The organism is Paenibacillus sp. J14 (genome assembly GCF_000518465.1).
In the GTDB taxonomy this organism is placed as follows: Bacteria; Bacillota; Bacilli; order Paenibacillales; family Paenibacillaceae; genus Fontibacillus; species Fontibacillus barengoltzii.
Genome location: NZ_JADQ01000003.1, coordinates 22,302 through 43,507, shown reverse-complemented (window position 1 = coordinate 43,507; position 21,206 = coordinate 22,302). Strand labels below are relative to the sequence as shown.

Here is a 21,206-nt window from a genome sequence, read left to right as displayed (position 1 = left end):
GTATGTAACAGTTTAGAGAAAATAGTATAACACAGATCCATTTTGTGGTAACCTATCGTTGTCCTGCTTCATGGTAAATGTTACTTGATTCAACTTACAAAAGCAAAAATCTATACAACGGAGTGTGTAGAACTATGACAGATTCGAAATATTTAAAACGAACCGTCGTCAAAGAGGAAATCCAAAGTCAATTCTTAGGTGAGAAACGTTATCTGCGTGTGTATCTGCCTCCTGGGTATAACGAAATCCTCAGTTATCCTGTCGTTTACTGTCAGGACGGCGAGGAGTTCTTCAATTTCGGACGGATTGCGACACATGCCAATCGCCTGATTTTAGATGAAGGGATTGAACCGTTTATCATCGTTGGCGTTGAGGTGAATACCGCCGTGCGTACAGAGGAATATGCCCCATTCGGAAACCGGTTTGAGGCCTATACCCGCTGTTTCACGGAAGAAATTATTCCCTTCATCGAGCGCAATTATCCGGTTCGCCGTGAACCCGAGGAAAGGGTGCTGGCTGGTGACTCTTTAGGAGCAACGGTCTCCCTCCACCTGGCTATGAAAAATCCGAAACTGTTTTCCAAAATCATCAGCTTGTCCGGCGCCTACTATGAACCGTCCCTTAACCTCCTCGCTCAAGAGACCGATCTCTCCTATTTGTCGCTCTTTATGATCGTGGGATTGCAGGAAGATCATTATACAACGGATACAGGCACCTATAATTTTGTTGAGTTAAATCGCAAAGCCAAAGCCTTGCTCGAAGAGCGCGGAGCCAGAGTCACCTATTTGGAGAAGGACGGGAAACATTTGTGGGGATTTTGGCAGCAAGAGCTTCCCGATGCGCTAGTCCACTTCTTAAAATAACGCTTTCATATCCAGTAAAATGGGAGGCTGTCCAAGGTAGAACCCTCATCTACTTCGGACAGCCTCTCTTGATGTCTTTCCACCATAGTCTCCTACGCGCGTTAAGGAGTCTGATCCTGCACGATAGCCCGCTCTGAACTGGATTTCGTCTTCGGCTTCGCTTCCGTTCCAATATAGATATCCCCTGTTGTCAGTGACCGTCTGGGCAGTTTCCATTTATAATGGACGGATAACATCCGGAAAAAGACAACTGCCGCAAACAACAAAATCAATTCCCATGTTGAAACGAACCACCCCATACCTACTGCCAGTCCAGCCAGCATCGCCCAAACCGCATAGATCTCGTCGCGCAGTACCAGCGGTTTACGCCCGGCCAGCAAATCGCGAATAATTCCGCCCCCGATGCCAGTCAGCACCGCCGCCACAAGCACCGCACTCATCGGATGCTTCATGTCCGTGGCATACAACGCCCCTTGAATTGCAAAAGCCGACAAACCAATCGCGTCGAACAGAACCTCTGTCCGTTTCCAACGACGAACCCATGGCATCGGCAGCACGAAGGCGACCAACACGGACATTACGGCCAACATAATCAAATCCCCTTGTCCCCATAACGTCGTTACTGGGACACCGATCAAGACATTGCGGACGATCCCGCCGCCAAACGCCGTAACTAGGCCCAACACCAGCACACCGAGGATATCGTACTCCTCTTCCATCGCTACGAACGCGCCGGACATCGCAAACGCGACTGTGCCGATGATGCTAAAAATCTCAAAGATGTGCATCTCTTCCGTCCTTCTCTGCCTTTCGTTGTCAGCTTTTTATTTATCAATCCTCATTGTAGGCCCACAAGTGGAAATTGTGCAACCCTAAAATCTGAATTATACTAACGAAAGTAGAAGATATTGTTCGGGAAAGGAAGAAAATCGAAATGACTGTGAACCGGGTGCTCATTTTTGCAGGCGGACGATTAAATCCGGGAATGCTTCGTGAGGTTCGTTCGGATGATTGGGTGATCGGTGCTGACCGCGGGGCTTTATTTCTAGTAGAGCACGGGATAACCCCTCATCTGGCGGTGGGCGATTTCGATTCCGTGAACGAGGAAGAACTGGATCGGATTCGCAGACACAGCAAAGAGCTGGTCATTTGCGATCCGATTGATAAAGATCTGACGGATACGGAGCTGGCCTTTGACCTAGCCGTTCAGCGTAACCCGGCAGAAATCGTATTAACCGGAGTAATCGGAACTCGCTTGGATCATTCGTTGGCCAATATACATATGTTACTGCGCGCAGCGGAGCAAGGCATTACCTGCTCTATATGGGATGAACATAATTACATTACATTGTGCGGATCGGTCTGCCGAGTTGAGGATCGCGGATATACATATGTTTCTCTTCTTCCGCTGACCCCTGTCGTAACCGGCATTACATTAAAAGGATTCATGTACCCATTAGATGATGCAACGCTCCGCATAGGTCAATCTCTGGCGGTGAGCAATCAGTTAGCGGCTCCCGTCGGAACGGTGTATGTGAACGAAGGCTGGTTGCTTATTATCCAAAGCCGTGACTAGGTATTTGATTTGATTTTAATATGTATCATTTTTGTAACCTTTATGTGACCCCGGAATGAAAAGATGAAAGAAAAGCAGAACCCTTGATTTTTCAAGGGTTTTTTTCATGGATTTTCATTGATAAAGGAGGATGAAAAAACGCTATATCTTAAAAAAATGTAAACTTTAATGTTATTTTAATAATCGCCTCCAAACCGTTGCGGCCCAAGGTTTTTAGGGAAATATACCAAAATATAGGAGATTACAAATCTGTTATACTCCAACTAACGAACCGGTCAAATCAGAACTTGGAGGTATTACAACATGATGAAACGCAATCTATTCCAAAAAGTATTGACGGTCGGACTGGTGTCCGCCCTTGGTTTCGGTACGCTGCTTGCAGGCGGGGCTGAACCAGTACAAGCCCAATCGGCAACAAGCACTGCTGTATCCAAAGGCACGCAGGTTGTAAACTACGCGAAGAAGTTTATAGGCACTCCTTATAAATTCGGAGCATCGACTTCGACGACTAAGGTATTCGACTGCTCTTCCTTTACGAAGTATGTTATGAAGAAATATGGCGTTACTCTGCCGCGTACTTCCGCTGCTCAAGCTAAAGTTGGCTCAGCAGTATCGAAATCCAATCTGAAAGCGGGCGATCTGGTCTTCTTCTCCAGCGGCAGCCGGGCAAACGGGAAGAACGTAACTCATGTAGCGATCTATATGGGCAACGGAAAAATTATTCATACTTATGGGAAGCCAGGGGTAACGATTTCGAATTTGAACTCTGGTAACTGGAAAAAAACATATCTGAAGGCTCGTCGCGTCCTCTAGTCGGACAAGCCTAACTTGTAAATGAAGAAGTCGTTGCATAGATCTATTGATCGCAACGACTTTTCCCATTGCCATAAGATGAACAACCCGTCCGTTTTACGTTTAACCAAACATGTACCCGGTGCCGCGAATGGTGTGGATCAGCTTTCGTGAATGGCCTTTATCGATTTTTTTGCGTAAATGCCGGATATAGACATCCACCACGTTGGTCCCGGTTGAAAAATCATACCCCCAAACCTGCTGCAGGATCAAATCCCGTCCGCACACCTTCCCCGCTCGCTTCATTAAAAAGAGCAGCAGATCGAATTCCTTCGGTGTTAAACGAATGGATTCCCCGTTCCTCCACGCTTTGCGGCTGCGCAGCTCAACTCGTAAATCCTCAAAAGATAATTCAGTTAAGGAACCATCCCCTAACCGTTTGAACAGCGCGATCAAATGACCCACCCGTGCATACAGCTCAGCCATCGGGATTGTGATTGAAACGACATCGTTGGCTCCCCGAGCAAAGCCGGCGACAACGTCCTCGGTGTCCCACTCCTTCAGCAGAAGGATCAGCGGAAACGGAGCGAACCGCCCAATTTCCTCTAGAAGCACTTCGGAAGCGTCATCAGGCAAATCCGCCCCAAGCATCAGCAGATCCGGAATCTCTTCTTCGATGATCCGAAGCACGCCGGAGCCGCTTTGCTTCCAATTAACTCGATAGCCGGCTTCCACTAATCCAGCATGGATGCGTTCTCCATGAGTCGGATCCTCTAAAACAAGCAAAATGTAACCTTTCATCGCGCGACCACCTTACCTGCATCTGCCAATCCATTATTAAGATGGTCATTCCGCCGGGAAACCATTCGGTTCCCCCGAAAGGATCCATGTTGGTCCTTAACCTATATAGCGATCATAGATCGTTTTGGCTTCAGAGGGATCTTGCGTGCCGTGGATTAACGCTCTCCCGTCCGCAAACAGAACCAACCGCTTCTCCCCTATTGTAAAAGAGAGCAGAAACGGATTAACCTCCACTTTCCCCTCCTGCAATCGTTCCAGTCTCACCGCCATCTCACGGAGTTCTAGCTTCCGCTTGGTTGCCGGACGAATCTGCACGGTATCCCTGCCGCAAAGCACCTCTGTTTTCCGATTGCCGGCCGCAGACAGATATGGGTAAGAGGCTTTGCTTCCGCAAGAAAGGCAATCCTCCCGTTTGGCCGTCCCCACTCTGATGGAGGTTTGCTCGTTTCGCCACAGATCAAAGGTCAGCAGTGTGCCTCGCAATGCCTCGATATTCCCGGTGAGCAGCTTTAACGCTTCCGTTGTTTGGTGGGCTACAACTAGTTGAACGGCAGGCGGGATCACCCCTACCGTGTCACAAGTATCCCCGCCCAACGGCACAGTTCCTAGCAAGCAGTTTAAGCAAGGCGTCTTGCCGGGCAATATCGTATATGTGATCCCGTAACTGCCCACGCATCCGCCGTAGATCCAGGGGATGCGATATTTTTGCGAGATGTCGTTAATCATTAATCTCGTATCGAAATTATCTGTAGCATCCATGATGAGGTCAACGCCCTGAATGAGGTGTTCCAATTCTTCTGGATCAACATCCATCACATGGGCATCAATTTGCACCTGACTATTGATAGCATTTAACCGTTGCTTGGCCGCGATCGCTTTTGGTACTCGTCCCGCTGCATCCGCTTCAGAAAACAGCTGCTGTCGCTGCAGATTGCTCCACTCCACATAATCCCGATCCGCGATGACTAGATGACCGACACCTGCGCGAACGAGTGTTTCAGCGATCCCTGTGCCAAGCGCTCCAGCACCAACGACAAGTACCTTCGCTTGTCCTAGCTTGTCTTGACCTGCATGCCCGATCGGTGCAAACAATCGTTGCCGAGAATAACGATCCGGCATCTGATGTTCGTGCTGCTGTTGCTGTTGCGCATGTGTTCTCTCCAATTTCCGTACTCCCCTCGCCAAAGCTTGTCTTCTTATCGAATTCCGGTAAAACAACCCGCTTCGATGGATTGATTCAAGCATAGTACAGATAGGGCAAGAATTCAAAGGAGTTTCCCTCACGCTTAAGGTGCGGATTCTCTACAATCCAGCGGAAAATACCCGTTTTCGGCCGCCGCACGTTCATTCGGGAAGATCTCCTCTTCATGATAACTATACGCATTAGCGCGATTACAGCTCTCCCGAAAGTAATATTTTATTCCCGTGTTAGGATCAACGGCTCCAATGACCGCCGGGGCCAAATCTAATCTTCCCCCGCCGAAGGCGTAGTTGTTATAGTAGTGATCACCTACGGGAATGCCTTGTAGAAACACCAGCATGCCGACATCATCTAACGTATTGTTCCACTCCTCCTGGGGGATCACCGGTAGCGTAAACGTATAATCTACCCCCAGCTTTGCCGCAATCTGATTATGAAGGCGAATAGCCTGAGCGAGATCCTCTTCTATCCGCCGAACGATCGTTGCACGCCGAACAGCATCAAAAAGAGCCTCATTTTGCAGCAGCGGGATGGAAACCTCGGATTTGATCTCGTTTTGCAATCCGCTGACCCACCGGTTTGTCGCGGCATCGTAAGCCGTCACCTGCCTGTCTAACGTAAATGCGATGCTGTTCCCGCTAGCGTCTAAATAGGTATAGGGCTTTTTATCCTGCCATCGATAAGTCCACGTATCACTGCTCAAATCCAAGTCCGCTGTATACAGAAAATATCCGTCATAATCCATGACAACGATCGCGGGGATATAACCTAAGAGGATTTGCTGACCCGTCAGATCGTCGGCAATGCCGAAATTCAAAGACAAGCTCCGAAGCAGTGCGGCAAGGGCTTGTTCTTTATCCGCCCGCATCCATTTGGAGGATCCGTATCCGCTCTCGAATTGCTGCAGCTCGTTCCGATTTAGCGAAGCCGCTGCATCATGAACCGCCGTGCGTAAGGCGGAAGTATAGCGGGTTTCAAGCCGATTGACCTCCCGTAAATTTTCCGCTCGCAGCCCGCCCAGCCAAACAACAGGAGCAATAATAATGACAAAAATCACGGCCCAGTCAGTAATCTTCATTGAGCACCATACCTCCGTAGGTGAGCAAAGACGTTCCCTGCTTCCCTGTATCGTTATATAGGAACTCCGATAGAATATCCAGCAGGCTCCGAGAGCGATCATAGGCTGTCACAGTGAAGAAATCCCCTGCCTCGAGCTTGTATGGAACACCTTCCTGCCCTGTCTCAGATGGAAAAAGGGCCTTCAAAATATCGGAAGTATAGTACGCATCGTATACAACGCTGAAATCACCTAAAAACGTTCCTGGGTCAGCCGGATCGCCATATTCCGGATGATAGATCTTATGGCGATGCTCCAGCTCAACCTCATAACCTCCTCCTGAACGCTCCAATTCATGAACAAAATCCTCATACATGTCCGGCGTGACGAACCCTTTGTTTCGCACGGCATCAGCAAACTGAACCAACGTATGGTACGCCGACAAATATCGAAGATCTTCGTGACGTTGAGCAGTCTGTAACGCTGGAAACAGAAACAGGAGCAGTACGGCAAGAAGTGCGGCCGTTATTTTGGACAAGGCATTCACCATTTACTGCAACCTACTTTCTATGAATGATCGCCCGGGTCACTTTCCCTGAAGAATCATACCTATTCTCCACGCTGTATTTCGCTCGTAAATCCAATACTTGCAAAGCACGTTTGCGACTTACCTCCAACATGTCCTCCATGGGACCAAGCGAGACGTTGTTCAGCACTTCCCCATCAACCTCAATCTCTACTCCGAGCTCGATCCAATCCGGAATCCGATGAAGCAGATCATTCCCGGTATATCCGCCGATTGTTTCTCCCTGAGGATCTTCATAGAGGGGTCTCTCCTCCTCTTCGCTTGTGAGCACTTTTCCTTCATGCGCGTAGACGCTGCGTCTAACGCCGTGCAACTGAACCGCGAGCGCGTCGTAGGACGCGTTTTGATTCGTTCCGATGTCCAGCATATAAATCGTAGCTACAAGAAAAGAGCTGACGGAGAAAAGCAACCATACCAGACTTTTCACATGATTAATCACCTTAAATGATGCCCCCAGCCTACGCCTCTACGGGAGGAGTGTGGTTTGCGTAAATATCAATCCCCGAACCACATTCGAGCTGTCCTTAACTACCTTCGCCTTGAACTTGCCGCTCGGATTGACATATTCATTAAGCCGTTCGTCCCAGGCATTGCTAATTGGCACATTGCTGTGATTGATCACCGCACCGTAAAATTCTGAGGACTCAGGGTCATTGACATTCAGGATATCTCCATACCATTCTCCGCCTCTGTTCTTCCCGGTTTTCACCAGAATGCCAAATTGATCGCGATCTTTAAACTTCCGTAAGGCATTAGTGACCTGCGAACCGCTAACCGTCGTATCGTCATATACGGTAAAAGCGGCTTGGGACAATTCGGTCTGGATGTCGGAAAAGCTGTTTTGCGCCGTTTTGGTCGCTTCCTGGGCAGAAACAAAAAGAATAACTACGATCGTAATCAAAGCGATGGTCAAAAAGATTCCGGCCGCAACCTTCAGTGCGGATGATGCGTTGTTCATGGATAAATGCCTCCTTAAATCCTTTATAGTTTTTGGAGTTGTTCAAAATAGAAGTTCATTTGTTCAAAGCTCATCCAAATGAGCGGAATGACTAAATAGGCGAAGACCAGCCCATACATCGGTGTAAAACCGATGATGCGACCCCAATTCGCTTTGATATCCAGCGATTTCTCGTAATCCAACCGTCTCCGCTCAAATTGATAGGACATATCGCTATCAAGATCGTCAAAGGCATCGACAACTAACAGCTTCTCCGATGCGAGCAAGAGCTTGTCCGCCAACCGTTGGAATTCCTCCAGAACGACCTCCTTCTTCAGCTCCAACAGCGCTTCCTCAGGGCTGAAGCTGTAGTTTAAAAGGCATTTTTGCAAAGGCTCCCGGAAGATCACCGCATAAGAGGTCAGCCATTCCAAAATTTCTTCCACGGAAATCCGCTCCAGTTCCCGCAGGATTGCGATCATCGTCAGAAACTGATATACCTCATGCCGCATGTCCATCAATCGCATCCAACGCTGGAAGTAAAGCATCCATAGCGGCAGGTAGTATCCGGCACATCCGGCTAGCAAAGCCAATCCAAACTCCCACCATTTGAGATATTCCTCATTCCAGCGCTGTAATTTGTCTAGGATTCTGTGAGTTGCTTCTGCTATCGCTTCATGGGCTTTCCCTTCCCCTGCATCCTCCAGCACTTTGGAAACAGAGCGGAAGACTTCATCATAACTGGCTTTGGGTGACATGCCTAAGTGACGCATCACCACAGCATCTCTTACAGCCTCCTGTCGTCCGGCATCAACCGTGTCCTCTGGCAAAGCGCCAAAAAAGGTAGATACGGCTGGAGGCTCCGTTAAAATCCTTTGCTTCGTTAACTGATGAAGCATAAGAAATCCCCCGAGAGCAAGGATGAAGCTTAGCAACAAAATGCTGATTCGTCTAACCTGAAACGCTTCGATCCGAAGCTGATGATTTGTCTCCTTGAGCAGCTGTGAAATACGATGATAGGCTATGGATTCAGACGTCGGAACGAACTTGCGGCAAAAGCGGCCAAGGATTGGGTGCGTATAGACCTTGGCTTCCCACGATAGTTTCGCATGTTTGGCTCGATAAGCGGTTTCTTCTTCATTCTTCAGCTTCTGCAGCAACACATAACAGAGCAGGATGGTCAGAAATAGACCCGCTTTGATCACCATCCCTGCTTTGCTTAAATAGAACCCATCCATTAACGGGAAGTGCCCTCTGGCCCACATCTCTACCGGCTTCGTAAAAAAGACCGGTACTAAAGCGATGACATGCAGCCCTTTCAGTAAATAATCCAACCGTCTTCTGCGGATAAGCTCCAACTGAACTTCTCCAGTCAGGCGGCTGATGCTGCGCAGGTACATCGAACCTTCGGTGCGTTTTCGATCACCGTACTCCGATACCAGCCGGGAAATGCCGGCAAAAGCTTTTAAATAGCGATTGGGAGCTTTCTCGTAATATTTCTCCAAGGCGATGTCCGGGTCAGCATCGACTAAGGCCTCGCTAATCCAGTGGGCATGAACCCCAATTTCACGTCCCGCCGCTTCGCCAGCTTCCTCAATTGCATCAGATACCATGCCATGTCGATGAAAGGCATGTCGAACGGCAGCGAAGAAATCAAGCAGCTGTTCCAGCAACTTGACTTGTAATCGATTGACATAACCATCAATGAGCAAGTCTTGCAAGACGACAGCCGTGATCAGCAGTGACAAAACAAACAACACGTCGGGATGCATCGCGGTTAAGATCGCAATCGAACTACCAAATGCCCCTGTGATTCCATAAACAAGCTTCATCGTTTGACATCTTAGCTTCAACTCATCCTGGGGATAACTTAGTGCGAGCCGCATGCGGATTTTCCCCACATAAAACCTTAGCGCAGGCACCTTCATCCAAGCGGCATACGACTTCAGCAGGAACGCAGACCCACATTGCCGTATCCTGCTCAGTGTTTGCTTAGAAGAAGCTCCGGCCGTACTCCCGGCGTCTACCCATAGAGGGTTTGTCTTTCTTCCGAGCCATTGCCCTGCAGCATACAAGCCGATGCCACCTAGGGCTGATGCTCCTAACACGATCAGAAGGATCGACTTAAGCTCCAACCTTCTCCCCCCAATACGAGCTAACAAAACGTTCAAATTCGGCGACGTCCTCCGGCAACATTTCCCGTATCATAGCTGCTTGGGTCTGACGAGAAATCGGTTGCACGGCAACATAACGGCCATTTCGGTATTCCATGATCACCCGTTCTTGATAGTGGGCATAATGTACTGAAGTTGATGGACCTCCAGCCGCTGGGTAGGAATCCTGATCTTCCTGTTCAGGCCCATACCTTGGCTCCCGGCGGCAGCATTCTGTGATCCGCTCGATATAACGCCGCCCCGTCATATCGCGGCGCAGGTGAACGTCAAAGTCAATCACGGTTGCCACTTGCAGTTCAGCGACTCGTTCGTCACGGAATACGCCGGTTTTGAGCAGCGAATTGCGTAACGACTCTATAAGATCGCGAAACGTCTTGGCATGGTGCGTAAAAATTGTGAACAAGCTGGCTACCTGTGCCATCTGTACCATCCAGGCAGCAACCTCGTCCGTAGCGATCTCCCCTAATATGTGGACGGTGCCGTCCGTCTTTTTCTGAAGATCCAATGCGGCTTGCCCACTCACGTAGTCCGTCTCCCGAAAGCTTAAAATGTTACGGCCACTATACAAGCGGCGTAAATGCAGTTCAAAGGACATTTCCTGGACACGCAACGTATATGCGGCATAGATATACTTGACCATGGCCATCAATAAGGTTGTTTTACCCGATCCCTGCGAACCCGTAATCGAAGTAATCCGGCTGCCCTTCATGAAATATTTCAGCAGTCCGATCGGCAGCTCGGCGTTCTCTCCCTGGATCAAGTGCTCCAACGAGGTACCCATCATATCGAATTTCCGCACGAAAAAAGCCCATGACTCTGCAAATGGCGGCCGAACAACAACAATCCGCGAACCGTCCTGCATCTCGTTCACCTTATATCCGTTAACCTCAGATAGTTGGCCTGGCAGATTGAATTTATAGATGTTCTGACAAACACGCTTTAACTCCGCTTCGCTGCCAAAGGATAGAAATGACAGGCGGATACTCTTCCCTCGATAGAAAATCCAGACGCTCTCCCATGAATGGGTCAGTTGCTGCCCATCCTCATCTACAGGAAATAACTTGCTCCCCTCATATCTATGACCAATGCCAGAGGCAGGCTCAATGGCTCCATATCCACTTGGAATCCCGCTTACTCCGCCGCTCAACCCGTCGATCCGCATCTCCCTCAGCTCGTCCACGACCGAGAAGCCCTTATACATTTGGAAAACACGCTGCACGACAAGATCCAACTTCTCTTGGAACGCCAGAGGCCGAAACTCTAAGAAAAAGATACGGTCGATGTCCTCACCCGTAATTTCGTATACCGGGGAACCCTCCGACGTTTTTGGCAGTTTCGCTTCATCCAGCGCATAGTCTTCGATCATCTGCGCTAAACCGTCGGCGCCATACCGCTGTTTATAGAGGTATAACACGAGATCGAAGCGGTCCTGGGCGGTTAACAGCTCTTGGCGATGAAAAGGCAGAATCCGATCGATATTGTGCTCGTTAATCCCGTAATCGCCCGTGAGCAAGTCCCGAATAAATGACTTAATGTATTGCTTGTCCTTTGGATCCCCATATGCACAGCCCCGAAGCGCTTGGCGCAGTTCTGCACGCGCCTTCGCTTTACGGTTCCATGCTTCCTCGTTTAGGCCCCAATCCGCTCCGCTCGTACGGCTAAGGTCATGCAATCGTTCTTTGACGTAGGTTACAATCACTGACCATTCAAAGCGATCCTGTCCAGTAGGACGTTCCACTCTACCGGGTCTCGTCATTTTAACCTTGCGCCACAATAAGATCAGAACCGCCAGGAGAAGAAGCGAAATAATTATCCCGTTCATCAGCCCGCTCACACTCTATGCCCCCCTTTCCTTCGGTGAAATGGATACACCCGTTTCGGCGGCCATTTCCATCAGCATGTCTCCGAGCTCGGCGTATCCTTTCATAAGAAGCTCACGCTCCCTCTTACGTTTCGACCAAATCGAAGATTGGCGAAAATATGCTAGGATGTTCCGGGCATTCCAAGCATCCGCGAACCCGGTATGATATGGTATCCCGATCAAGCGTTGCACACCGGAATAACGCCGCTTCAGATTATTTAGCCCCCAGCGGGACCGCGGATCATAGGGTGAAATGACAAAAAGCAATTTTCTGTTCGATTCACCTAGATAAGGAGCCGCATCCGCCAACCAACCATCCAAGGTTCCGAGTCGATGCGGCAATACCGCGACGAGAACATCTCTTTCGCGTAGCTTCTGCAGCGCCTCGCTTAACCGTAGCTTTTGCTCGAGAAGGATTAGGCGATCGTACGATTGTTCTGCAATCGCCAGTATTTCAGGGATAACCTCGTTATCCGGCTCCATCCTCGCCGAGTTGCTTATACGCGTTCCGCACACCAGGTCAAGCCGTCCACGCAACAACGGGACGGTATAATCGCTAAAATTGCTCGCCGTTAACCGCCCGCTGGACTGCAAGCGCAGCAGTGCATCCAGGCCATGCTCTGGAACCCCTCCCTCCCCGAAGGTATCGCTATGCAAACGGACGATTTGTCCGATGCCTTCCTCTAAGCCGCGTCCAGCGGGCGCATCATTAAGCAGGAGCAGACGTTGTGGATGTCGCAGCCCTAACGTAACAGCGGTAGACACAGCAGCTTCGGCGGCGCGGCCTAGTCCGCCATCCCAAAACACAAAGCGGCTCATGCTTGTCTCCTTTCCGCTTGACGCACAGCACGTTTAGCGATCGAATAATCCCAGCCTGCCAGCTCACGAAGCAGTTGGCGCACCGCCCTTTTATAGGAACGGGAGAAGCTCCGAAGGCGTAGCTGCTGCAAATGTTCATTTTCCAAGTGAACAGCCCAATTTGATTCATCCCAAGGGATACAAATCGCTTCGGAGTGCCATTCCAGCGGAAGGTCTTCTAACAGACCCAGAATATATCGACTGTTCACCCCGCTGTCGACCGTACGGATAAAGACCGGCCGAACAACCAGCCCCCGCAGCTCCGGCCAATGTTGACACAAGCTGCGGAACCACCCGGCACTTACCTCAACCTCGTAACGATCGAACGTGGTGACCCAAACAATTTCATCTGCGGACAATAACCGTTCAGGAGTGAGACCATTAGGCGTGTCGATATCTTCTAATATGTAGTCGTAATTGGTGGACGGGTCTTCATTGCTTAATTCCATAGATACAGCGCTCATGAAGCCCGACGTCCCGGTAGCAACATCAAAACCACAAAACTCCGTTAAAGGAAGATAGGAATCTCCATCCCCAATCGAATAACGGTATTTACTGTTTTCTGTGCCATCTGTGAGCAATACTTTGGAGCCGGATGCCGCCAAAACGCTGCTAAAATAAAGTAACAAGTCTCTTTTGTCGCTCTTGCCTACGAACATCCATCTTTTCATGCCAAATCCTTTCCTCCTCTCAACTTGCTGGATCGAGCTCAAATTGGTCTCGGTCACCTGATCTTCCATCCGAAACGATGTTACCAGCAGGTTGATCCGAGCCCCGAACCTCTGTTTGTGAACGCGAAACAGTGGTCTGACGAGCAAATTCGCTGGCACGCTGCGGCGACATAGCGGAGAGATCCCGTTCCAAGCCGCTTCGGGCCATATTGCTGAGTTTAAGCGCATGTTCCGCTTTCTCCACGATATTCGGATCTTTGCGAATCAGCTCCATCACGCCTTCGTTTACTGGATATGTCGGGACCGGCTTGCTCTGCAAATTGGGCTCGACATAGGCGAGCGCATATATCGAAGCCTTATGTAAATAAGCGTCTACGATCGCGCTGGATAACGAGAGAATTTCGGCTTCATCCAGCGTCACCGTGATCGTATCAGAGCTCAGATTCGCGACTTTCTTCTTGGACAGCAAAATATAATCGTGGCCCGTTGGAAATTGAATGCGAATATCAATAACATCGTTCGCCTTCAATACTTGTGGAAGCTGTACAAACGCCATTTCCCGCCAACGTAAATCGTCCGGAACCGGAGCCTCTTCATAGACGAGCGTCTCCGTCAGGGGCGTCATGGAACGCAGCGCAACCTTGGCATATTTCCCGGCAACGGCTTCCTGCGATGTAAAGAGGTCCGCTGGCACGCTATTGGCAGGAAGCTCCACCCGTTTTAAGTCGCTTGCTGCAATGAGGTTGCCAGCAGGAATATCTCGTGTAGGTACCCATCCCTGAACCATCCGCTGTTGAGCCTGCTCACGCAAACTGGCCAACTTAGTTTCATAATCCTGAACCAGGGTTTTCCTCTCAGCATGAACCTGTCTTTCCCGCACGAAGGTATACCCCGCAAACACCACGCTTGCTGTAACAACACCAACCAATCCGGATAACAGCATTTGCTTCGTTTTTTGCCTTAATCTAGGCATTCGTCAGTAGCACTTCCTTTCTATGGTTTGACTTTCATCCGTAACCTGAGTCCTGGTCGTTTGCTCTTCAAGAGCAGATGCTCACAAACCTCCTGCAATGCAGCCGCAGTTGACGGTCCGGGATCAAACGGATTCGAATCGGGAGGAAGAGCATATACGCCCTTAAAATGAAGCTCCCTGCGAATTCGCCGTAAACGGGCAGGCGAAGCAAACGGGATACAGATCCTCCAAGATACAGGGATCTGACCTTTGACGCCGAAGGTTTCGACGAAGCGATCGATCTCTCCGGCCCTCCATTCTGCTCCTGCACCAACGACGATAGATAAGTCGGCACGGTGGAATTCCTCCATCAGCTCCTTGCTGCGGCACGTCCCCAAGTCACAGATGACGCATCCGAAACCTTCCGACAACATCGCGAGAAAATCTGCTCGGGACGTCAGCTTGGCATAAACCACTTGACCTACCCGAAAACGCCCTCTATTGTTCAGTTCAGCTGCATATTCATCACCCTCCAACAGCTGAACTAACCTAACAAAAGCCGTTGATTTGGGGTTCATCTCCACGACCGCAACCTTCTTCATGCTCCGTGCCATTGTGTGGGCCAGCGCAATGGCAGTATGGGTTGCACCCGCCCCGGCTGAGGCAGCCATAACACTGACCAATGCCGGGCGACCGTTGTACGCAACCATGTCAGCTATTCGGGCATTCGAACCTGAGGCCGCCAAACTGGCATCTGATAACCCCCTCAACAATAAGGTCAAGGCCTCACTTACCGCCTCAGCCGAAACAAACCGCTCCTCCGGGCGAACCTGCAGCAGTTTGGACACGATTGGACGAAGCTGTTCACAACCATGTTCCCGTAAGGCCACCGCCGCTTCGGATGTCCACACCGTATATCTGCCCCCCGTTCCCATATAGAGCAGGACTGCGCCTAAAGAATACAGATCCGTACGCGCGTCGCTTTGGCGATTGTCATATTGCTCTGGTGCCGCAAATCCAACCGTGCCAAGCTGCACCGTATCTTCCGATTTCCCCACCGAAAAGATTCTGGCGATTCCAAAATCGACGAACCTCAGCTCGCCTTTATCATCAACCAGCAGATTGGCAGGCTTCACATCCCGGTGGATCACTGGAGGCTCATGTCGATGTAAATAATGCAGCCCTTCCGCGATTTGCAGACCAAATCGAAGGATCAACTCCAGCGGTAACCGCCCTTCTCTTGCCCGAATAAATTGATCCAATGGCACACCCTGGATATAATCCATCACAATATAGGAATATCCGTCCCGGTCGGGGTCAATAAAATCAACGATCCGTGGCAGACGGTGATGATTTAATGTAATCAGCAGCTTGACCTCTTTCGCGACAGATACCGGCGCTTCGGGTACGTTCAAGCATTCTTTCACAGCCCAGTTCTTTCCCGGCAGCTTGATGTCCTCGGCTAAATACACCCAGCTCATTCCTCCCTGACCAATCAAATATTTGATCCGGTAACGCCCAGCCAGCAAGTCACCAGGAACGAGCTTGGACACGAACCTAGTCATACCTCCTCCTTTCTTGAACGCAAAAAAGGGAAAGCCACCTCCCGTCATTTCCCGACCCTACGGCCGATATCAATGACTGGGGATGCTTTCCCTAATCGAGTTCAATGTATAATTTTGGAATTAGTATAGAACGGATGGCGGAAAATGTAAAGCTTTTTTTAAAGCCACTTCATTCACGCCATTAATATTTAATCATGTACAGCGTGATTTCATCCCGGTTATGAAATAGCTGCTTTGCTCTTTGTACTTGCAGGCGGGCTTCCTCAAATTGAGTGATCACCTCTTGAATTAACGCCATCGGTTTCTTCGTCAGCAGCTTCACTGTCACGATAGCAGTCCCTCCCGGAACCAAGGCGTAGAGCAGTTCAGTCACGAGCTTAGCCGTCAATTTGGGACTCCAGCTCATGTCGCAAACCAACAGATCAAATTGATTTTCTTTAAATTTCACCCTGTTCGCATTACGCTGCAAAAACGTCAGTTTAGGCGAAGATAACAATGCTGGATGCAGCTTCGCCGTATCCACTGCCGTTACGTTTAATCCGCGTTCCAGCAGGAACGAGGTCCACCCCCCGGGAGCCGCGCCAATATCCAGCGCTTCGCGGAACGATTCAAACGGAATTCCAAACGTAGCTTCCGCCTCCAACAACTTGAACTTCGCCCGCGAGATTTGCCCCTCCTCCTTGCGGAAGCGGATTGCCCCGCCGTTCCAGTCGGAAAGGTTATCCTGCGGATGCGCGACACCGGCAAATATCCGATCTTGCCCGGCAAACACTGAAATGATCCAGTCGGCATTCCTTACCACGAATTCCCCTACACACACGTCCTGCAGTAATTCCTGCAGACGGTCCTTCAACTCCGGCGCGGTTCCCGGCCATAGTCCGTCGTCTGATTTGCGCGCTTGCACGGCAATCTTGGCGCCTGGAAGCCGGAAATCCGCCATCAGATACTTGCGCAGCGGTTCCAACCATTGCTCTGGATTGACCTCTTCCGTTTCAACCGGACACCATTCCCAATCAACCAGAAATACATGCCGCAGAAAAATCGGCGGATCCTGTCGCAGCCGGTGCTGCACATCCTCCGGCACCGCCTGCAACGAAGCGGCAAAAACCTCGCCGGGAACCAGCATCGTACTCTTGACGCTGCCAAACATGCGGCGCAGCTCCTCCTGGGCATAAGGAGCAAAGCCATGATTCGCCGTGCATATCCATTTCGATTGCGGCGGCACCTTGCAATTTCGGGCGATTTCCTCCAACCGTTCGAACGGAATCGGCCCGTTATGCAGCTTCACATGCTCCGGCAAGCCTTGATAGAAAATTTCGTACATACTCTTTTTCCCGGACATGCTGGAGGTGTGAAGATAAATTTCACGAGGGAAAAGCCGTTCCCGCACCATGGCAGCTGCCAATTCCGTACCGTTAGGTTCATCCGGCCCCATATCGTAATCCAGCGACAAGATGTCTACCTCCGTCAAGCGAAGCAATTCTAGACACTCCTCGACGGTGCGCGCTAACGTAAATCCCTGCGGACATCGGCGAAAATCGTCCATATATACATGAATCAATAGTGTTCTTCCTTTCCCGCGGTATTTCACTCCAAGCGGAGCCCGGTTCTCTCTCTAGGTCTCCGCCCACCGTCTCACTCGCTCCATATCCTCTCTGTACGTCCCGTCTTCCCCGGTTTCGCTCTCAAAGATAAGCGGGGTTCTCCGAATCGCGTCGATCTGCAGAAGCCAGCGAAAGCCGGCTTCGCCGATATGGCCCTGCCCCACACGGGCATGACGGTCCTTTCGCGATAATACCGGGTATTTTGAATCGTTAAGATGAACGGCACAGAGACCGTCCCAGAACTTCAGCTCCTTGGCTTTGGCCGCAAAGCTCTCGTCCCCTTCACCCCGCCACATCCCCGCTCCAAAAGCATGGCAGGTGTCGAGGCAAAAGCCGATGTGCTCCGAATCCCGGCACAATTTGCGGATTTGGACCAACTCCTCGATCGTCATCCCCATGTCGCCGTGATCACCGGCCTGGTTCTCAATTAACAGCTTCGCGGAACCTTGCCAGTCAGATAGCACATCATTAATACATTGTATAATATTTTGGTATCCTTGTAAGGGGTTTCCTGCCTTAAATGTGCCAAAATGTACCACAATCCCAATCGATCCGCACGCTTCAGCGATTTCCATATCATTTCGCAACGACTGTACAACTCGGCCATATGCTTCGCCGTCAGTCTCCTTGCTGATCGCGAGGTTGCTGGGATAAGGGGTATGCGCAATGGAGACCAAGCCGTGTTGTTCGCAAAATGTTCGGCATTGTTCCGCATCCCGCGGATCAAAGCTTTTGACTGCAAGGCTCCGTGGATTTTTTGGAAAATACTGAAAAGCGCCGGCCCCCATCTGCAGCGCAGCTTTGGCAGCCCCAAGATAACCGCTTCGAATGCTAAGGTGTCCCCCAACCTTCACCTTATCGGTCATGCTGACAGCCCGGGCTGTAAAATACTTTACGCCCGTTCATTTCCGCTTTGACGATGGTATCTCCGCAGCGGGGACAGGTCTCTCCCTCCCGGTCGTACACCCTGCAGATCTCGTTGGCCCCACCGGTCAACTGATCGTCCCGGGTTAACGGCATCTCCATATAACCACCAGCCTCGGTTGCCTCGATGAGCACATCCCGAACCGCTTGATACAATCGTGAAAAATCTTCATCGCTGAAATTTTGCAGCTTCGCCATCGGCAGCAACTGGGCCGCAAACGCAATTTCATCCGCGTAACAGTTGCCAATGCCGGCTATGACGTCCTGGTTGACGAGGGTCGTCTTCAGACTTCCCCGCCGCTTGCGCAGCAGTGCGGTAAACCGTTCTTCGTTCATCCGCCGATCCAGCAGCTCCGGACCCAAGTGCGAAAGCAGCTCCTCAGCCTCCTTGGCACTGTGCAAGTGCAAATGACCAAGACGCAACCCGATGAAGTACAAGACAAGCTTCTCACCAAAGGTGATCTCCACCTGCGTGTTCCGGTCGGGACGATCCTCCTTGGAGCCGAGGTACAGTAACCCACCCAGCATCAGGTGGAGCATCAATCTTCGCCCATTATCCAGATGGAACAACAGGTTCTTGCCTCGACGTTCAATGAAGATCACCTGTCTACCCATCAGTTCCCGTGTAAAGTCTGCGACCGGCAAATTCACGGATTTCTCCCGGCCGATGTTCACTCCCGTAATGGGGAGATCCAAAATATGCTGAGACAGCTGGATTCGATAATTTTCCATCTCCGGCAATTCCGGCATGGTACATCTTTCCCTTCATCCGTATAAGTTCGTAAGTTCGATCATTAGTTCATCTCATAAAATAAAACAGGATCATCCACGATTTCCGCAAATTCGTTCACGGACTTCCGCAAGATCGCGGCACACTACATCCGCCTCTACACCGGAAGATTTCACATAATCCGGCAGGTTATCCGCTGTGGTGACGCCGGTTAGGGTTAGAATGGTCCCGCAGCCGGCATGCTTCCCTGCAGCGATGTCGGTATTGAGATTATCGCCGATTACCGCCACTTCCGAAGCTTCCAGACCCAGCTGAGCGATGGCAAAATCCATCAGCGGCGCAGCCGGCTTGCCAATCACCGTCGGCTTAACGCCCGATGCAGCTTGAATCGCGGCGGAAATCGTTCCCGCTCCGGGCATTAAGCCGTCTTGGGAGGGCAGCAGCAAGTCTGGATTGGTTAGGATATAACGCGCCCCACTTCGGATCCAACGGGCAGCCCGGGTTAATGTTTCGTATGTAAAATGGCGGTCGATGCCTTGCACTACTAGGTCCGGATGTTCCAAGACTATTTGTAATCCGGCATCCTCCAACGCCTTTATCAGACCAGTCTCACCAATGGCTGCGACTTTACAGCCAGGCTGTTCTTCGGCAATATACTTGGCTGCAGCTACGGCCGAGGTACAGACTTCTTCGGCCTGAGCCGATATGCCCATCGCTTTCAAATGTGCAGCGACCTCCTCCGGTGTCCGCGAAGAATTGTTCGTCACGAACAGAAAAGGGATTCGCTGCGCGCGTAAGGCGGAGATCAGCTCGTCCGCACCGGGAATCATTTGAGGCCCATGATATAACGTGCCGTCTAAATCAATGAGATAGGCCTTCCAACCCTTTGGCAAAATCCTCATCCTTTCGATACGACCGTGTCTCTATTTATTGTACCTAGGAACCTAGGGGTCAGGCAAATTTTTCCGTTCAATTTAGGGGAAATGTCATTTCAAAGTTTGAGTCCGCCGTTTGGCGTCGAACGATCGCGAACAGTGACATAAATCGGTCTTGTTCCTCTTGACAAACTTTGAAATGCCCTGTCAGTTCCTGCGCTTTCCCGGAAAATAATTATTTCCGCCCGCAGCGGCGTGCCACTGGATAGAGGACATGTTCCCGGGCTAGGTGCGAGTTTGGAAAGACGGAACGCGCCTCTTCTTCTAATCGCTGCAACTGATCGTCTGATTTATAACGCGAGCTAAAATGAGTCAGCAGCAGCTGCTGCACCCCGGCTTCCTTCGCAGCAGTCGCCGCTTGCTTCGCCGTACTGTGGTGATAGTCGTGGGCCGTCTTCGCTAGTTCATGCAAGAAAGTTGCCTCATGAACCAACATATCCGCGTTTTGAGCCAAAGTTAACACAGAATCACACGGCCGCGTATCGCCTAGGATAGTGACAATCCGGCCAGCCTTCGGCATCCCCAGCACATCCTTGGCATGAACCGTCTCGCCATTTGGCGCAACCACACTTTCCCCGCGTTTGAGCTTGCCGTACAGCGGGCCTGGACGAATGCCGCAACGCTCCAGCACAGCGGAGTCCAGCTTACCAGGCAAATCTTTTTCGATTACTCGATACCCGTAACTGTCAATCCGGTGCTCTAGCAGCGCCGCTTCAACCCGGAACGAATCGTCCTCGAACAGGACACCGCCCTGGTGCTCCACCAGCTCGAGCTTATAGTTAATCCGCGATTCGCTAAGCGACAGCGTCGTTTCAACGAATTTTTTCAGGCCTTTGGGACCGTATATGACGAGAGGTGTATCCCCGCCCTGATAGGCACGGCTCGAAATGAGCCCAGGCAAGCCAAACAAATGATCACCATGCAAATGGGTGATGAAAATATATTCCAACTTGCTTAATTTCAGCGGTGAACGCAGGATCTGATGCTGAGTGCCTTCACCGCAATCGAACAGCCAGAGCGAACGGCGTTCCTCCAGCAGACGCAACGCCACTGAAGTCACGTTCCGTTCCAAGGACGGTACCCCTGCATTCGTCCCTAAAAAGTAAAGTTCCATGCCAT

General features: G+C 50.7%; 21 protein-coding genes. 3 read left to right on the top strand and 18 right to left on the bottom strand.

The genetic code is table 11. The annotated features are described in order from the left end of the window. Positions 1 to 134 precede the first annotated feature (134 nt). Complete coding sequence (locus M891_RS0101650) at positions 135 to 863, top strand: alpha/beta hydrolase (protein WP_009226187.1); 729 nt, start codon at positions 135 to 137, stop codon at positions 861 to 863. A 101-nt stretch (positions 864 to 964) separates the two neighbouring features. On the opposite strand, the gene M891_RS23135 is transcribed toward M891_RS0101650, so the two are convergent. Beyond that, positions 965 to 1,651, bottom strand: a complete 687-nt coding sequence (locus tag M891_RS23135) for a trimeric intracellular cation channel family protein (RefSeq protein ID WP_009226188.1) — start codon at positions 1,649 to 1,651, stop codon at positions 965 to 967. 146 nt (positions 1,652 to 1,797) lie between these two features. On the opposite strand from M891_RS23135, the gene M891_RS0101640 reads away from it, so the two are divergent. Beyond that, positions 1,798 to 2,439, top strand: a complete 642-nt coding sequence (locus tag M891_RS0101640; RefSeq protein WP_028537572.1) for a thiamine diphosphokinase — start codon at positions 1,798 to 1,800, stop codon at positions 2,437 to 2,439. A 303-nt stretch (positions 2,440 to 2,742) separates the two neighbouring features. Next, positions 2,743 to 3,252, top strand: a complete 510-nt coding sequence (locus M891_RS0101635) for a C40 family peptidase (protein WP_009226190.1) — start codon at positions 2,743 to 2,745, stop codon at positions 3,250 to 3,252. Between the two features lie 102 nt (positions 3,253 to 3,354). Here M891_RS0101635 and M891_RS0101630 read toward each other — a convergent pair whose 3' ends face one another. The 17 genes from M891_RS0101630 to rnz form a co-directional block, all read right to left on the bottom strand. After that, positions 3,355 to 4,032 carry a winged helix-turn-helix domain-containing protein gene (locus M891_RS0101630; RefSeq protein WP_028537571.1) on the bottom strand — a complete coding sequence of 226 codons (678 nt, stop codon included), beginning with the start codon at positions 4,030 to 4,032 and terminating at the stop codon, positions 3,355 to 3,357. Positions 4,033 to 4,128: 96 nt separating this feature from the next. After that, positions 4,129 to 5,151: a thiazole biosynthesis adenylyltransferase ThiF gene (locus tag M891_RS0101625; RefSeq protein ID WP_051416807.1), complete on the bottom strand. Its 1,023-nt coding sequence runs from the start codon at positions 5,149 to 5,151 to the stop codon at positions 4,129 to 4,131. A gap of 167 nt (positions 5,152 to 5,318) precedes the next feature. Further along, entirely contained in the window at positions 5,319 to 6,311 is a 993-nt protein-coding gene (locus tag M891_RS0101620; RefSeq protein ID WP_028537569.1) for a hypothetical protein, read from the bottom strand. Next, entirely contained in the window at positions 6,298 to 6,837 is a 540-nt protein-coding gene (locus M891_RS0101615; RefSeq protein WP_232228267.1) for a hypothetical protein, read from the bottom strand. Before M891_RS0101615 ends, M891_RS0101620 begins: the two co-directional genes overlap by 14 nt. A 13-nt stretch (positions 6,838 to 6,850) precedes the next feature. Next, entirely contained in the window at positions 6,851 to 7,303 is a 453-nt protein-coding gene (locus M891_RS0101610; RefSeq protein WP_157268737.1) for a hypothetical protein, read from the bottom strand. Between the two features lie 39 nt (positions 7,304 to 7,342). Further along, complete coding sequence (locus tag M891_RS0101605; RefSeq protein WP_016312055.1) at positions 7,343 to 7,834, bottom strand: hypothetical protein; 492 nt, start codon at positions 7,832 to 7,834, stop codon at positions 7,343 to 7,345. Positions 7,835 to 7,857: 23 nt separating this feature from the next. Further along, a complete protein-coding gene (locus M891_RS0101600) occupies positions 7,858 to 9,948 on the bottom strand; it encodes a hypothetical protein (RefSeq protein WP_028537566.1) in 2,091 nt (696 codons plus the stop codon). Further along, a complete protein-coding gene (locus tag M891_RS0101595) occupies positions 9,938 to 11,809 on the bottom strand; it encodes an ATPase, T2SS/T4P/T4SS family (RefSeq protein WP_036699218.1) in 1,872 nt (623 codons plus the stop codon). Before M891_RS0101595 ends, M891_RS0101600 begins: the two co-directional genes overlap by 11 nt. A 15-nt stretch (positions 11,810 to 11,824) precedes the next feature. Next, positions 11,825 to 12,667, bottom strand: coding sequence for a hypothetical protein (locus tag M891_RS0101590; RefSeq protein WP_028537564.1), 843 nt, complete (start codon positions 12,665 to 12,667; stop codon positions 11,825 to 11,827). Beyond that, positions 12,664 to 13,377 (bottom strand): hypothetical protein, encoded by a 714-nt coding sequence (locus tag M891_RS0101585; RefSeq protein ID WP_016312051.1) that lies wholly within the window; start codon positions 13,375 to 13,377, stop codon positions 12,664 to 12,666. Before M891_RS0101585 ends, M891_RS0101590 begins: the two co-directional genes overlap by 4 nt. A gap of 19 nt (positions 13,378 to 13,396) precedes the next feature. Continuing rightward, positions 13,397 to 14,350: an SAF domain-containing protein gene (locus M891_RS0101580; protein ID WP_028537563.1), complete on the bottom strand. Its 954-nt coding sequence runs from the start codon at positions 14,348 to 14,350 to the stop codon at positions 13,397 to 13,399. A 20-nt stretch (positions 14,351 to 14,370) separates the two neighbouring features. Further along, positions 14,371 to 15,894 (bottom strand): serine/threonine protein kinase, encoded by a 1,524-nt coding sequence (locus M891_RS0101575; protein WP_028537562.1) that lies wholly within the window; start codon positions 15,892 to 15,894, stop codon positions 14,371 to 14,373. A 181-nt stretch (positions 15,895 to 16,075) separates the two neighbouring features. Beyond that, a complete protein-coding gene (locus M891_RS0101570) occupies positions 16,076 to 17,455 on the bottom strand; it encodes a cyclic-phosphate processing receiver domain-containing protein (RefSeq protein WP_016312048.1) in 1,380 nt (459 codons plus the stop codon). A gap of 54 nt (positions 17,456 to 17,509) precedes the next feature. Next, positions 17,510 to 18,364 carry a deoxyribonuclease IV gene (locus M891_RS0101565; RefSeq protein WP_028537560.1) on the bottom strand — a complete coding sequence of 285 codons (855 nt, stop codon included), beginning with the start codon at positions 18,362 to 18,364 and terminating at the stop codon, positions 17,510 to 17,512. Next, positions 18,354 to 19,172: an Fpg/Nei family DNA glycosylase gene (locus M891_RS0101560; RefSeq protein ID WP_028537559.1), complete on the bottom strand. Its 819-nt coding sequence runs from the start codon at positions 19,170 to 19,172 to the stop codon at positions 18,354 to 18,356. Before M891_RS0101560 ends, M891_RS0101565 begins: the two co-directional genes overlap by 11 nt. 72 nt (positions 19,173 to 19,244) lie before the next feature. Next, a complete protein-coding gene (locus tag M891_RS0101555; RefSeq protein WP_036699196.1) occupies positions 19,245 to 20,054 on the bottom strand; it encodes a TIGR01457 family HAD-type hydrolase in 810 nt (269 codons plus the stop codon). A 208-nt stretch (positions 20,055 to 20,262) separates the two neighbouring features. Next, positions 20,263 to 21,201 (bottom strand): ribonuclease Z, encoded by a 939-nt coding sequence (rnz, locus tag M891_RS0101550; protein ID WP_016312044.1) that lies wholly within the window; start codon positions 21,199 to 21,201, stop codon positions 20,263 to 20,265. Positions 21,202 to 21,206: the final 5 nt, after the last annotated feature.